Annotated in this window: 12 protein-coding genes; 6 read left to right on the top strand and 6 right to left on the bottom strand. The window is 66.4% G+C overall.

The genetic code is table 11. The annotated features are described in order from the left end of the window. The coding region (locus AC5RWX_RS23110; RefSeq protein ID WP_494098635.1) for a DEAD/DEAH box helicase at window positions 1–1,279 on the bottom strand (1,279 nt) is incomplete at its 3' end. 328 nt (window positions 1,280–1,607) lie between these two features. Between AC5RWX_RS23110 and AC5RWX_RS23105 the strand changes: the two genes are divergently transcribed. Continuing rightward, window positions 1,608–2,351 carry a class I SAM-dependent methyltransferase gene (locus AC5RWX_RS23105; RefSeq protein WP_494098634.1) on the top strand — a complete coding sequence of 248 codons (744 nt, stop codon included), beginning with the start codon at window positions 1,608–1,610 and terminating at the stop codon, window positions 2,349–2,351. 66 nt (window positions 2,352–2,417) lie between these two features. Here the strand turns inward: AC5RWX_RS23105 and AC5RWX_RS23100 are convergent, their stop codons facing one another. Further along, complete coding sequence (locus AC5RWX_RS23100) at window positions 2,418–3,818, bottom strand: MFS transporter (RefSeq protein WP_494098633.1); 1,401 nt, start codon at window positions 3,816–3,818, stop codon at window positions 2,418–2,420. Between the two features lie 78 nt (window positions 3,819–3,896). Beyond that, a complete protein-coding gene (locus tag AC5RWX_RS23095) occupies window positions 3,897–4,928 on the bottom strand; it encodes an Lrp/AsnC family transcriptional regulator (RefSeq protein ID WP_494098632.1) in 1,032 nt (343 codons plus the stop codon). Window positions 4,929–5,060: 132 nt separating this feature from the next. Between AC5RWX_RS23095 and AC5RWX_RS23090 the strand changes: the two genes are divergently transcribed. Both AC5RWX_RS23090 and AC5RWX_RS23085 read left to right on the top strand, forming a co-directional pair. Continuing rightward, window positions 5,061–6,332, top strand: a complete 1,272-nt coding sequence (locus AC5RWX_RS23090; RefSeq protein WP_494098631.1) for a M20 metallopeptidase family protein — start codon at window positions 5,061–5,063, stop codon at window positions 6,330–6,332. Between the two features lie 26 nt (window positions 6,333–6,358). Then, window positions 6,359–7,648 carry an MFS transporter gene (locus tag AC5RWX_RS23085; RefSeq protein WP_494098630.1) on the top strand — a complete coding sequence of 430 codons (1,290 nt, stop codon included), beginning with the start codon at window positions 6,359–6,361 and terminating at the stop codon, window positions 7,646–7,648. Window positions 7,649–7,707: 59 nt separating this feature from the next. Here AC5RWX_RS23085 and AC5RWX_RS23080 read toward each other — a convergent pair whose 3' ends face one another. Continuing rightward, window positions 7,708–9,000, bottom strand: a complete 1,293-nt coding sequence (locus AC5RWX_RS23080; protein WP_494098636.1) for an MFS transporter — start codon at window positions 8,998–9,000, stop codon at window positions 7,708–7,710. 293 nt (window positions 9,001–9,293) lie between these two features. Between AC5RWX_RS23080 and trmB the strand changes: the two genes are divergently transcribed. Together trmB and AC5RWX_RS23070 are read left to right on the top strand one after the other, a co-directional pair. Next, window positions 9,294–10,217, top strand: coding sequence for a tRNA (guanosine(46)-N7)-methyltransferase TrmB (gene trmB, locus AC5RWX_RS23075; RefSeq protein ID WP_494098629.1), 924 nt, complete (start codon window positions 9,294–9,296; stop codon window positions 10,215–10,217). Between the two features lie 412 nt (window positions 10,218–10,629). Beyond that, window positions 10,630–11,448, top strand: a complete 819-nt coding sequence (locus tag AC5RWX_RS23070) for a DUF1206 domain-containing protein (RefSeq protein ID WP_494098628.1) — start codon at window positions 10,630–10,632, stop codon at window positions 11,446–11,448. A 67-nt stretch (window positions 11,449–11,515) separates the two neighbouring features. On the opposite strand, the gene AC5RWX_RS23065 is transcribed toward AC5RWX_RS23070, so the two are convergent. Both AC5RWX_RS23065 and AC5RWX_RS23060 read right to left on the bottom strand, forming a co-directional pair. After that, on the bottom strand, window positions 11,516–12,184 hold the full coding sequence (locus AC5RWX_RS23065; RefSeq protein ID WP_494098627.1) for a zf-HC2 domain-containing protein: 669 nt from the start codon (window positions 12,182–12,184) through the stop codon (window positions 11,516–11,518). Then, a complete protein-coding gene (locus tag AC5RWX_RS23060; protein WP_494098626.1) occupies window positions 12,181–12,681 on the bottom strand; it encodes a sigma-70 family RNA polymerase sigma factor in 501 nt (166 codons plus the stop codon). Before AC5RWX_RS23060 ends, AC5RWX_RS23065 begins: the two co-directional genes overlap by 4 nt. Before the next feature lie 167 nt (window positions 12,682–12,848). Here AC5RWX_RS23060 and AC5RWX_RS23055 point away from each other — a divergent pair, with 167 nt between their 5' ends. Then, window positions 12,849–13,412, top strand: a complete 564-nt coding sequence (locus AC5RWX_RS23055; protein ID WP_494098625.1) for a COG4315 family predicted lipoprotein — start codon at window positions 12,849–12,851, stop codon at window positions 13,410–13,412. Window positions 13,413–13,663 lie beyond the last annotated feature (251 nt).

The following is a 13,663-nucleotide window of genomic DNA, read 5'->3' as shown; positions in this document are numbered from 1 at the left end:
CCTGGCGGCGTGCCCGCTTGCGCTCGGCGTTGGCGCCCGTGGAGGTGCCGCCGCCCTGCTGTGCGGCCTTCTTGGCCAGCAGCGCTGCACGGGTGCGCGGATCGATCTTCTCGGCCATTTCGCCCACGAGCTCGGCAACGATGGGCGAGCTCGCGGTCACGCGCTCGAAGTTAACCTCGACGCCGGCGGCTTTCATCAGCTTTTTCACATCGGTCTGCTGCTCCGGGAGGGTCAGCGTCACCACGGTGCCGTCGGAACCGGCACGGGCGGTGCGGCCTGAACGGTGGAGGTATGCCTTGTGCTCGGTGGGCGGGTCAACGTGGATCACCAGTTCGACGTCGTCCACGTGCACGCCGCGGGCTGCGACGTCGGTAGCCACCAGGACGCGGACGTCACCGGAGGAGAACTCGGCGAGGTTGCGGTCGCGGGCGTTCTGCGACAGGTTGCCGTGCAGGTCGACGGCGGGGATCCCGGCGTCGGTGAGGGTCTTGGCCAGCTTGCGGGCGTGGTGCTTGGTCCGCATGAAGAGGACGCGGCGGCCGGCACCGGAAGCGAGCTCCACGATCAGCTGCTTCTTGACGGTCTGGTCGTTGACCACCAGGACGTGGTGCTCCATAGTGGTCACCGCTGCCTGCGGGTCATCCACGGAGTGGGTGAGCGGGTTGGACAGGTAGCGCTGGACAATTTTGTCCACGCCGTTGTCCAGGGTGGCGGAGAAGAGCAGGCGCTGGCCCTGGCTGGGGGTCATGTCCATGAGCTTCTTCACCACGGGCAGGAAACCGAGGTCGGCCATGTGGTCGGCCTCGTCCAGGACGGTGATTTCCACAGCCTCGAGGGTGAGGATGCGCTGGCGGATCAGGTCCTCCAGGCGGCCGGGGCAGGCGATGACGATGTCGACGCCGGCACGCAGGGCCTTTTCCTGGCGGGCCTGGGAGATGCCGCCGTAGATCACGGTGGTGTTCAAGCCGGCAGCCTTGGCCAGCGGCTCGATGGTGGCGTTGATCTGGGTGGCCAGCTCGCGGGTGGGTGCAAGGACAAGGCCCATGGGGCGGCCGGGCTTGCGGAAGTGCTTGGCTTCGCGCTCGGCAAGGCGTGCCACCAGCGGGATGGCGAAGGCGATGGTCTTACCGGAGCCGGTGCGGCCGCGGCCCAGGACGTCGCGTCCTGCCAGCGTGTCAGGGAGGGTCTTCACCTGGATGGGGAACGGAGTTTCAATTCCCTGGGCGGTGAGGGTGTCGGCGAGGGCTTTGGGCGTGCCCAGGGCAGCAAAAGTAGTCAAGTTCAAAGGTCTTTCAGGCGGTATCCGTGCGGATATCGGCCCCCGACGCCGGTTGGCCCAGGGGGTTCGCCGAAGAAAAGTCAGGTGATCAACCAGCCTGCTGCCGCTTATGCAAAGCGGCGGCCGGGACCAAATGGAACGCGTTCATCGACGCAGGATGTGCCTCTCACATGAAAAAAGCCCTGTCCCCTAAATGAAGGGGTACATGGGCATCACTGCACATCAAGTTCCACAAGTCTAGCATCCTCTGCCCGCTCCCCTTCTCCACCCTCCCCAACCGGGTAGCTTGGGCGTTGCGAAGACAGGCCGTGCGGGGCAGGGTTGAGGCATGAGCGAACACGCGGCCCACCAGCATGAACACCAGGCACCGCACGACGGCGGCCCCGGCCTTTCCGGGGACAGCGGGAGTCAGGGGATCCGGGACGCGGCTTCCCTGTGGGATGAGAGGTACCGAAGCAAATCCCAGATCTGGAGCGGCAAACCAAATCCGCAGCTGGTCCGGGAGGTGGCCGGGTTGCGGCCGGGGCATGCGCTGGACTTAGGCTGCGGCGAAGGAGCGGACGCCATCTGGCTCGCCCAGCACGGCTGGACCGTCACCGCAGTCGACGTCTCAGCCGTGGCACTGGAACGTGCGTACGGGCACGAGAAGGCTGCGCTGGCACGCGAAAGCGTGCATGCAGGCGAGGGTGCCATCGCCAGCCGCATCCAGTGGCAGCAGGCCAACCTCGAGGATTGGCAGCCTGGAGAGTCGTATGACCTGGTGACCTCCCAGTTCCTCCACTCCCAGGAACTCGCCTGGCAGGGTCCACTGCGCACGGCCGCCGCGGCGGTCAAGCCAGGCGGAACCCTGCTGGTGGTGGGGCACCATCCGCACCGGCTACCGCCGTGGGGCGGGGCGCACACCCACGACGGGATGTTCTACACCGGGGAGCAGCTGGTCCAGGAGTTGGGGCTTGACGGGCCCGAATGGCAGCTGGAAGTGCAGACCAGCCGGGAGCGGCCGGTGACTGGGCCGGACGGCCAGCACGCCACCATCGCGGATGTTGTGGTCCGCGCCAGCCGGCTCGCCTGACTCCCCTTGGAGTTTTGTCCGGATATACGCACCTACGGGGCCAGGCCTGCATATCGTGACAACGACTCAAGGGATTTTGGCGGTGACCCGGGGCGCGATGGCTGCCGCGGCTACCGCGAGCAGTGCGGCGAGTCCAAAGACGCCCGCGAAGGATCCCGTCGTCGTCGTAAAGGCTGCGAACACGATGCCGGTAGTGGCCAGCGCGAGTGCGCCGCCCAGGGAGTCGGAGATGGACATGGCCGAGCTGTTGAAGCCCTCGTTCTCCTTGGTGGACAGCGCCAGGGTCATCACGCTCAGCCGCGGATAGAGCAGGCCCATGCCGCCGCCGGCGAAGATCCACCCGGCGATGGCGACAGCGGCCGGCCAGTGCATTGCGGTGGTGGCCAAGGCAAGGACTACGGCCCCCAGGACCATCAAGGAACCAATGCGGACGGCGCGGCGGTGGGACAACCGCGTGCCGAGCCGTCCCTGGACTGCCGACGCGCCCGCCCAGGCCAACGCTCCACCGGTAAGGGTGAGGCCGGCAAAGGTGGGTGAAAAGGCGTACTGCTCAATCAGCAGGTACGGCAGGTAGACCTCGGCGCCGAAGAACGCCGCAGAGGCGAGCCCGCGGACCAGGATCACGCTTGGCAGGCCGCGCCGGGCAGCGAGCGTTCGCGGGGGCACCAACGGCCGCACGGCCACCAAGGCAACCACGACGGCGGCTACCGCCAGGAGTGCCGGCGCTGCGGGGAGAACGGGAATCCTGACCTCCCCGGACAGGTTGAGCCCCAGCACGGCAAGCGCCGCCAGGGTGGCCCAGGCAAGGCGGCCGAAGGCCCATGGGGTGGGCGGTTGCTCCGAGGGGGCTGCCTGTTCCTTGCTGGACGACATCCCGCGCAGGACCGGCACGATCATCACCAGTGCGGGAATGACCAGGCCCACCACACCCAGGAACACCCAATGCCAGCTCAACACCTGCGCCACGATTCCCGCGGCGAAAGGCCCCACCAGGGACGGGATCACCCAAGCCGCGGAGAAGGCAGCGAAAATCCTGGGGTGCAGGAGCCCGGGATAGATGCGGGCCACCAACACGTACAGCGCAACGGTGAGGGCACCACCGCCCAACCCCTGGACCAGCCTGCCTGCCACCAGCAGCGGCATGGAAACTGCAGTGCCGGCGATCAGCAGCCCCGCCACGAACAGCGTTACTGAGGCATACAGGGGAACGGTGGGGCCCCTCCGGTCGGACCAGTTTCCCGCCGCCACCATGCCGATGACGCCTGTTGCCAGGGGGCCGGCGAACGCCAGGGCGTAGAGGCCCGCACCATTCAGCTCGCGGCTGACCACGGGCATGATGGTGGTCACCGCAAGGGATTCGAATGCCGCCAGGAACACCAGCGCGCAGGCACCGACGGTTACCCACAGGTACGGCCGCTGCAGTATGCCGGCGTGGGGGTCGGCGGCTGAAAGGGTTGTCTCGCGCACGCTTCTGGCCCGATCCGTTGCTTGTCTTTCGTGCCAGCATAGCGGCCGGCGGTGGCAGGGCCGCCGGTTCCTGCAGCCTTACCCGGCGCTGGTCACCGCCGCGGGGACGATGACCCGCCCGGTGGCCGTGGAGTCATGGTTAAGCATCCAGCCCACCCGTTTGACGGTACTGAGCATCACCACGCTTTCCACCAGTTCGATCCCGGGAATCCGCTGCTGCAGGACGAGTTCCGCGTTCATCACATCGGCGAGCGACTGCAGCCACATGATGATCAGGAAGTTGGTGCGGCCAGTGGTGGAGGCGCTGAGGCGGACGTTGCGGAGGCCCCGGAGTTCCACGGCGGCCGCCTCATGCCGACCCGCCGGTACATTGGCGAACCACTGGCACGTCACGGGGTAGCCAGAGAACTTTTGCGCCACTTCGCAACGGAACGAGAGCACCCTGCTTGCGAGGACGCGGTTCAGCTGGCGCTGCACTGTGGCAGGGTGCCTGCCCAGGGCCCGGGCGATGTCGGCCGCCGTCGCCCGCCCGTCCCTTGCCAGGAAGGGCAGCAGCGCCAGGTGGCTTTCCGGCAAAGGCTCGACGACGGACTCCGGGGGTGCAGATCCTGCCGCTTCCGGTCCGGCCTTGGCCTGCAAGGCAGCCACCTGGCCCCGGTCCAGCACGTTGAGGCGCCAGGCATAACCGCCGGAGTGCAGCCTGGTACACAGCGACGTCTGGTACTTCAGCAGGCCATCGATGTCCTTGAGGCGGGAGGCCACTGCCGTGGTGAACTCATCAAGGGACTGGGTCAGGACCGTCAGCATCAGGTCCCGGTTGCTGGCCGCTTCCTCGATGGTGACGATCTCCGGCACGGCGGCCAGGGCTTCCGTCACCTCTTCGCGGCGGTGCATCTCACAGTCAACGTCTACAAAGGCCAGGCACATCTGCTTTGGATCCCCCATCAGGTGTGCCGTCACCCATGCGGCACCCGACCGGCGCACCCGTTCCCACCGCGCCGCCAAGGTGGTTGCGTGCAGGCCCAGGATTTCGCCTGCATCCGCCCAGCTCACCCGTGGCGCGATCTCGAGCGCGTTGATGAGTGCCAGGTCCTCCTCGGTCAGTTCCATGGTGCCCATTCTTCCGCATGGCTGCATAAAACGAGCAGCAGGAGGAGTGCTAATGCATTTTTCAAGCAGTTCCCGCGGCTGTGAAGCAGGTCACGCCAGACTGGAAACAGCCCACCTCTTGGAGGAGTAGAAATGACCATCACATCCGCGGCCAGGGAGCTCCAGCCCGAACTGACCCGGTTCCGCCACGCCTTGCACCAGGAGCCGGAGATTGGCCTCGACCTGCCACGGACGCAGGAAAAGGTTCTTCAGGCCCTGGGCGGACTCCCCTACGAGATCACCCTGGGCAAGGAAACGACGTCGATCACGGCCGTGCTCCGCGGCACCGGCGCCGCCCCGGGTGCCTGGGCCGGGGAGGAACAGAAAGCCTGGCAGGGACAGGAGGCCGCACCGGCTGTCCTGCTTCGCGCCGACATGGACGCCCTGCCGGTCCAGGAAAAGACCGGCGTGGATTACACCTCCCGCCTGGACGGCGCCATGCACGCCTGCGGCCATGACCTCCATACGGCGATGCTCACGGGTGCCGCTACCCTGCTGGCCGAGAACCGGCACCGCCTTGCCGGGGACGTCGTCCTGATGTTCCAGCCCGGCGAGGAAGGGTTTGACGGCGCCAGCTACATGATCAGTGAGGGTGTGCTGGACGCGCCGGGCCGGCGGGTAGACGCCGCGTACGGCATGCACGTGTTTTCCGCCCTCGAACCGCACGGCACCTTCACCACGAAGCCCGGAGTGATGCTCAGCGCCTCCGATGGCCTGGTGGTCACCGTGCTCGGTGCAGGCGGCCACGGCTCGGCCCCGCACGCGGCCAAGGATCCGGTAACTGCGGCTGCCGAGATGGTCACCGCGCTACAGGTGATGATCACCCGCCAGTTCAACATGTTCGATCCGGTGGTTCTCTCCGTCGGCATCCTCCACGCCGGCACCAAGCGGAACGTCATCCCGGAGACCGCGCGGATCGAAGCCACCATCCGGACCTTCTCCGAGGCCTCCCGGGTGAAGCTGATGGACTCCATTCCCCGCCTCCTGCAGGGAATCGCTTCGGCACATGGCCTGGAGGTCGACGTCGACTACCAGCAGGAGTACCCCCTCACCATCACGGACGAGGACGAGACCCATACGGCCGAGAACGTCATCACTGAGCTGTTCGGCGATTCCCGGCTGTCCCGCTGGGCCACACCCCTTAGCGGCTCGGAGGACTTCTCCAGGGTGCTCGCGGAAGTGCCCGGCACGTTCATCGGGCTCAGCGCTGTCCCCCGCGGCGCGGACCATGCCGCCTCCCCGTTCAACCACTCACCGTACGCAACGTTCGACGACGGCGTGCTGGCGGACGGTGCCGCCCTCTACGCGGAGCTCGCCACGCAGCGCCTCGCCGCGCTCTCGCAATCCCGCACCAACAACTCCTGATCCACCCTTCCAGGAAGAGAACTCAAATGACCACTGTCGTGAACCCGCAGCGCAACGCCCGCGCAGCAATGCGGAAAACCATTGTTGGTACCGGGATCGGCAACGCCGTGGAGTGGTACGACTGGGCGATTTATGCAACCTTCACCCCCTTCATAGCCAGCCAGTTGTTCAGCAAGGCAGATCCGGCGTCGGCCGTCCTGTCCACCCTGGCGATCTTCGCCGTCGGCTTCGTTGCCCGGCCCTTCGGCGGATTCCTGTTCGGCTGGATCGGTGACCGGGTGGGCCGCAAGACCTCCATGACCCTTGCCGTGGGCCTGGCCTCTCTGGGCAGTCTGATGATCGGCATCGCGCCGACGTTCGCAAGCATCGGTGCGTGGGCGTCCCTGATGCTGCTGGTGGCCCGGCTGGTTCAGGGCCTGGCGCACGGCGGTGAACTGCCGTCGTCGCAAACGTACCTCTCGGAGATGGCGCCGAAGGAAAAGCGCGGGTTCTGGGCCACCCTGATCTACACGTCAGGCACGGTGGGCATTCTGTTTGGCACGCTCCTGGGCGCGGTGCTGAACATGGTGCTCAGCACCGCGGCCATGAACGCCTGGGGCTGGCGCATCCCCTTCCTGATCGGGGCGGTGCTGGGGCTGTACGCACTGATCATGCGGTCCCGGCTGCATGAGACCGAAGCCTTCGAAAGCGAGTCCGTGCGCGAAAATCGCGCACCGATCTGGCCGCAGATTGTCCGCCACCGCAAGCAGGCCATCCAGGTCATCGGCCTGACCGTGGGCCTCACTGTGATCTACTACATCTGGGGTGTGGTGGCGCCGAGCTACGCCACCACCGCACTGAAGATCGACCGCGGCGAGGCCCTGTGGGCCGGCGTCATCGGCAACATCGTGTTCATCGCGGCGCTGCCCTTTTGGGGCAAACTCTCGGACCGCATTGGCCGCAAGAAGGTGCTGTGGTCCGGTGCCATTGGCTCGGCCGTTATGCACTTCCCCATGACCTGGCTACTGAAGGACTCTGCGTGGCAGCTGGCCGTTGGCATGTCCGTGATGCTGATCTTCATCGCTGCGAGCGCCGCAATTGTGCCGGCGGTATACGCCGAACTCTTCCCCACCAGCATCCGCACCGTCGGCGTGGGTGTGCCGTACTCCATCTGCGTAGCGCTTTTCGGCGGCACGGCACCTTACCTGCAGCAGTGGCTGGGCACCACCCTGCAGCTGCCGGAGCTGTTCAACGTCTACGCCGTGCTGCTGCTGGTGGTCAGCGCCTTGTTCGTCTGCACCATCCCGGAGACCAAGGGCAAGGACCTGACGCACTAGCTCCTCCCCCTGATAAGTGGCAGCTGGCGCCGTTGTGGGCCTCACAACGGCACCAGCTGCTACCCGGTTGAAGCACCGACGAAGCGGTTCCGTCCGGCCCGGTAGCCGAACACCGCCGCGAGCAGTCCCACGGCCAGGAAGAGGACGCCGGCGGCTGTGAAGGACCCGGTGGCCTGGTGCAGTTGGCCCACCATCAGGGTCCCCGTTGAACCGAGTCCGTAGCCCACGCCCTGCATCATCCCGGACAGGTGCGCCGCAGTGTGACCGTCCCGGGTACGCAGCATGATCATGGTCAGCGCCACCGCGGTGAGGCTCCCCTGGCCCAGCCCTAGAAGTCCTGTCCATACCCAGATCAACTGAAGCGGCCCGAAGATGCTGAGCGCGAAGCCGCCGCCGGTCATCAGCGCCACCACGGTGTTGATGGCCCGCTGGTCGCTGAACCTGGCCGCAAGCGCCGGGGCGAAAAGTGACCCGAGCATCTGCAGCACAATGCACGCGGACACGATCAGCCCGGCCGTTGCGCCGTCCACTCCCCGTTCCCGCAGGATGGGTGCCAGCCACGCGAAGACGCTGAAGGACATCATCGCTTGGAGCACCATAAAAATGGTGACCTGCCACGCGACCGCCGAGCGCCAGACGTTCACCCCCTCCTTCACCGCCTGGTGCCGGACGGGGCGCTGCCGTACCGCCACCGGCAGTAACAGGAAAAGGACGACGGCGGCCGGCAGCGCCCAGAACCACAGCGCCAGGGTCCACTCCCCCGTCGCCGCGTAGACGGGGTAGGTAAAGCCGGCTCCCATAGCGGCCGAGGCGCAGATGGCTGTGGTGTAAAGCCCGCCCATGAGGCCCAGGCGGTGCGGGAAGTCGCGCTTGACCAGCCCGGGCAGCAGCACATTGCAAAGGGCGATGGCGGCACCACAGGCAGCTGTCCCGGCAAAGAGGGCGGGCAGGTGTGCCGGTACCGGCAGATCCCCGGCTGGCGGCCACGGGAGCGCGGCCGGGCGCAGCAGCAGCCCCGCCGTCAGCACCGCCATGGCGCCGAGGAGCACGCGCTCGGCGCCGAACCGGCGGGCCAGCACCGGGGCCAGGGGCGCAAACACGCCCAGCAGCGTCACCGGGACAGTGGTCAGCACTACAAGCGCCCACCCCGGCAGTGCGGCCTGCGACGTAACCTCGGGAAGCACCGCCGAGAAACTGGAGAAGACCGTGCGCAGGTTCAGGCCGATCAGGACCAGGCACAGGCCCAGGTAAACCAGGCCCCTCCGGCTTCCCACCAGGGTGGGTCCTGCCGCCGGCAACTCATCAATTTCGGCGTCCACCAGGTTGTCGGGGTGGCGTTTCATCAGGGGCATGGTGCGCCGGTCCTTCTTCGCCGCAGCACTCGTTGCTTCCGTCACCTGCCCATTCTTGCAGGAGGGCTGGCGGACCGAGTTGTCCACATAAGGCCCCGGATGGCCGCTGCCACCGCAGGCCTGAGCCTTAGCTTTGAAGCATGGACAACGCCCAGCCGTCCCACACTGTCGGGTTCTTTGTTACGGCGCTTCATCCACGGTACGCGGCACTCCTGAAACACTCCCTCCACGCCATGGGCTGTCTCCCACTGCCCTTTCTCCGTCAATCTCCAGCCGCCGGTATTCTGAAGGGGATGAATGAATCCCCAGAAACTCCCCAGCCGCAGCATGTCCCGAGGCCGGTAACCCCCGGAACCCAGGCTTCCTACGGCACGTACGGCGGCCGGCCCGTCAGCTTCGTTCGCCGCGGCACGCGCCTGCAGGGGCGCCGGCAGGCAGCGTGGGAACTTCATGCCGAGCGTTGGGCCGTAAACGTCCCACGGCACATATCCAATACGTCAGTCCACCCGGACTACACCTTCGACGCCGAGGCGGAGTTCGGCCGCAAGGCACCCCTCATCGTCGAGATCGGCTCGGGCCTGGGCGACGCTATTTGCCACGCCGCGGAACAGAACCCGGACACCGACTTCCTCGCCGTGGAGGTTTACACTCCCGGGCTCGCAAACACCATCATCAAGATCAACAGCCGGGGACTGAGCAATGTCCGGGTCGTCGAGGCCAACGCACCCGAGGTCCTGGCCACCATGCTCCCGGAGGGTTCCGTCAGTGAATTGTGGGTCTTTTTTCCCGATCCCTGGCACAAATCCCGCCACCACAAGCGCCGCCTCATCCAACCCGAATTCGCGGGCCTTGCTGCCCGTGCCCTGAAGCAGGGCGGGCTATGGCGGATTGCCACTGACTGGTCCAACTACGCGGTCCACGTCCGCGATGTCCTGGCGGATTCGAAGGACTTCGAGAACCTGCACACCGGCGAACGCCGCGGACCGGAAAGTCCGCTGACCCAGGTGTGGCAGTCCGGCGTGGAATCAGTGGTGGGCGGAGCCCCCGTCCGTGAAGGCCGTGCCCCGGTCAGCACGGAACACACCGGTCCCAACGAGGGCGTGGACGAAACGGGCGGCTGGGCCCCCAGGTTCGAGGGAAGGATCCGGACCAGCTTTGAAAGCAAGGCCCACGAGGCCGGGCGGCTCATTTTTGATCTCTGCTACCGCCGCCGTTAGTTCCAGCGAGGGCACTGCCGGCGACGCCGACCTCGGACATCAACAGCCCACGCTGATGGAGGCAACGATCTCCTTGAGCATGCTGAGCCTCGGCTCCACGTAAGGGTTGACGTAGGGCCAGATGTGCCCTGCGAGTTACAGCCGCTCAAGCGTGGCATTGTTGGGGACGTTCGTGGTGGCCTGGCTCTTCGGTTCTGACCCTCGCCCTCCTTGACGGCGGCGGGCATCCCGCCCCATCCCGCAGCGGCGGCACTCGTCCCGTTCTTGACACAACATGCTCCGCCACCTAATCCACATAGCCCTGACGGATCGCTGGCCCGGACCATCAGCGCGTGGCACGATTGCCCGTATGCGGGGCACGCTTCATCCGCGCATCCGCGCCTGCACAAAGGGAACAGCCATCAAAAGAGAATTGAGACAGGCCGCAGATGCGGCAGAGAACGTCACCAACTCCCGCACCCTGGAATTCGTGGCCCGGGCGGGCTTTGCGGCGAGCGGCATCCTGCACCTTCTGGTGGGCACTATCGCGATCCGGCTGGCCATGGGTGGTTCGGGCAACGCTGACTTCAGCGGTGCTGTAGCCGAGCTCGCCACCCAGCCTGCGGGACCGTTCCTGTTGTGGGCCAGCTTCGCGGCCTGCGCAGCCCTGGCGCTGTGGCAGACCAGTGATGCCATCTTCGACTACAACCAGTTACCCACCAAGGAAAAGGCCGGAAAGAAGGCAAAGGCAGCGGCACAGGCACTGGTGTTCGCGGGGCTTGCCCTCACGCTGATGTCCTTCGCAATGGGAACCGGCTCGGGCGGGGATAACCAGCAGGCGGCGAGCGACCTTACCGCTTCCGTGATGAAGGCGCCCGGCGGCGTGGCGCTGTTGATCCTGCTGGGCGTGGGCATCGCCGTCACGGGCGTGGTGTACGGCGTCCGTGGCCTACGGAAATCGTTCGAAAAGCATCTGGCAATGCCCTCGTCCCCCACCGCACGGACCGGCGTCACAGTTCTGGGCGTCACAGGATATATGGCCAAGGGCATCGTGCTGCTGCTGACCGGGCTGCTCATCGCCATAGCCGCCCTGCAGGCGCACCCTGAAGAATCAACCGGCCTTGACGGCGGCCTTCGGGCACTCCGCGACCAGCCGTTTGGGGTGTACCTCCTGGCGGCTGTGGGCGCCGGACTGATCTGCTACGGCGTCTACATGATCGTCCGGGCACGCCTCGCGAGGATGACCCGATAGCTGACGGGCTGGTGAAAGCTGCCAGTGCGGCCAGGGCCGGAGCATCCCACGGGCTTGCGCCCGGATGCTAGGGCACGGTAATGACCGCAACAGCGTGCTGGGTACCGTCGCGCAGTTCCACACTCGAAATGCTGGCCAGCTGGATGGGCGTTGCTCCGGTGACCCTGACCCTGCCGCTGGGAGTAGCCGTCCACGCACAGGCCCGGTCTTCGCCGCCGGCACGGTCCCGCACCCACAGGGACAATGTCCCGTCGGAAGGGAGGCTGCTGCCATTCACCGCCAGCTCGGTTCCCCAGGTCTTCCGGGCCAGGTCGATGCTGAACTGCAGGCCACCTCCAGACTGCACGGAGTAGGTCGCGTCCGGTTGCGCCGGCCGGTTCAGGACCGGACCCACCGCCAGTCCCACGGCGAGGCATGCTGCGGCCACAGCACCCACCAGGGCCGCCCAACGCCGTCGTGCCTTCCGACGGCGACGCGACAGTTCGGAAAGGAGGTGCGCCGGGGCCGCCGCTGCGGGGGCGGCCGGAGCATGCTTCCCCGCCGAAACGTCGGTGAGCGCCACGGCCTCCGGCACTGGCAGCGCATCCAGCAATGCCGGCACTTTCTCCAACCGGACAAGCTCGTCCCGGCACCTTGCACACTGCTGGAGGTGCGATTCAAATTTCCCCAGGTCCTCGGTTTCCAGTCCGCCCAGAAGGTAGGCGCCCAGCAAGTAATGCAGCTCGGAAGCGTTCAACGTTCCACCCCCATTTCATCCAGAATGGTCCGTAACGCCCGCACCGCGTAGTAGGCGCGGGATTTTACGGTTCCGCTGGGGATGTTCAGCTGCACCGCCGCCTCGTTCACAGTGAAGCGGCGATAGTGCAGGGCCACCAGTACATCCCGGTGTTCACTGCTGAGCCGGAGCAGGGCTTCCTCGATCAGCACCCTGTTCAGCAACTCATCTATGCGCTGCACAGCTTCGGCGGACTCGGCGAGGCCGTCATACATCGCCTCGGCCGGGCGGCGCTGCGCCCTGCGGTAGTTATCGATCATGATGTTCCTGGCCGTCCGGAAAAGATAGCTGCGGAGGCTTCCGGTGACTTCCGGCGCGTGCTGCCAGACGCGGAGCACCGTTTCCTGGACCACGTCCTCGGCCAGTTGCGGATCGCGGGAGGCACTGAGGACAAAGCGGCGAAGGGCGGGGCCGTGTTCGCGGTAGATGGACTCTACAACGCCCTCGTCAAGCGGCATTCCAGGACCTCCTGCCCCAAGCCTCCCGCACGGCACTTCCGTGCTCCCCGGCTGGTACGACGTCCGCAGCCGAAGATCGGTTCACTGTGAACCATTCTTCACCCGGAGGCGTCGTACTGGTTAGCGTCCGGTGGTCCGACGCCGGGCACGAGCCAAGGAGCAAACCTATGAAAAAGCATCTGGGCGCAGGCCTCGCCATCCTGGCCCTGGCGGCGGCCTTGACCGGCTGCGCCGGCGGCACGGAAACAACTCCCGCCGCCAGCAGCCCGGCTGTCACGCCAGGCTCACCACCCGCCTCTGCAACCGCCCCTGCTGCCTCTGTTTCTCCGCCTTCCGCAACGTCGACTTCAACGGCGAGCGCCGGCGTCGACCTTATGACTGCGTCATCAAGCGCCGGCACCATTGTGGTGGACGCCAATGGCATGAGCGTCTACTTCTTCACCAAGGATGTGAAGGATTCAGGCACCAGCGCCTGCACGGACGCCTGCCTGGCCGCGTGGCCCCCGGTCACCACCACCGCTGATACGCCCAAGGTCGAAGGGGTCACCGGGACCGTAGGCACGATCACGACGCCCGATGGCGCAAAGCAGGTAACCCTCAACGGACTGCCCCTGTATTACTTCGCCAAGGACACCAAGGCCGGTGACATCCTGGGCCAGGGCGTCAACGATGTCTGGTACCTTGCGGATCCGTCCGGCGAAATGATCAGGATGGGCGCGTCCGGCTACTGAGCGTGGGCATTCCTACGCCAGGTTCGGGCAATGTCACGGGAGCGGAACGGCCGGGAGGATCCCGGGCAGTGGAACCTCTGAGGGGACCGGAAGTTCTGGTGGGTTGCCCGGTCCGTTGGCAATGTGCTCGGGTACTGCCCCGGGCAGGGTCTCTGAAGCGGGGACTTCCCCGGGTTTTCCCGGGGAAGTTGGCTGGCTTGTAGCGGTCTCCGGCGCAACTGAAACGTCCGACGGCTGGGCGGCGGTCGGTT

The sequence above is a fragment of the Arthrobacter sp. SPT-J7 genome (genome assembly GCF_059089965.1).
This window is presented reverse-complemented; position numbering and strand designations above follow the sequence as displayed.

What these genes read in the sequence shown, in the direction of transcription:
- trmB (WP_494098629.1), top strand. Translation starts at nt 9,294, where the DNA reads ATGAATGAATCCCCAGAAACTCCCCAGCCGCAGCATGTCCCGAGGCCG.
- AC5RWX_RS23060 (WP_494098626.1), bottom strand. Translation starts at nt 12,681, where the DNA reads ATGCCGCTTGACGAGGGCGTTGTAGAGTCCATCTACCGCGAACACGGC.
- AC5RWX_RS23105 (WP_494098634.1), top strand. Translation starts at nt 1,608, where the DNA reads ATGAGCGAACACGCGGCCCACCAGCATGAACACCAGGCACCGCACGAC.
- AC5RWX_RS23055 (WP_494098625.1), top strand. Translation starts at nt 12,849, where the DNA reads ATGAAAAAGCATCTGGGCGCAGGCCTCGCCATCCTGGCCCTGGCGGCG.
- AC5RWX_RS23090 (WP_494098631.1), top strand. Translation starts at nt 5,061, where the DNA reads ATGACCATCACATCCGCGGCCAGGGAGCTCCAGCCCGAACTGACCCGG.
- AC5RWX_RS23085 (WP_494098630.1), top strand. Translation starts at nt 6,359, where the DNA reads ATGACCACTGTCGTGAACCCGCAGCGCAACGCCCGCGCAGCAATGCGG.
- AC5RWX_RS23095 (WP_494098632.1), bottom strand. Translation starts at nt 4,928, where the DNA reads ATGGAACTGACCGAGGAGGACCTGGCACTCATCAACGCGCTCGAGATC.
- AC5RWX_RS23080 (WP_494098636.1), bottom strand. Translation starts at nt 9,000, where the DNA reads ATGCCCCTGATGAAACGCCACCCCGACAACCTGGTGGACGCCGAAATT.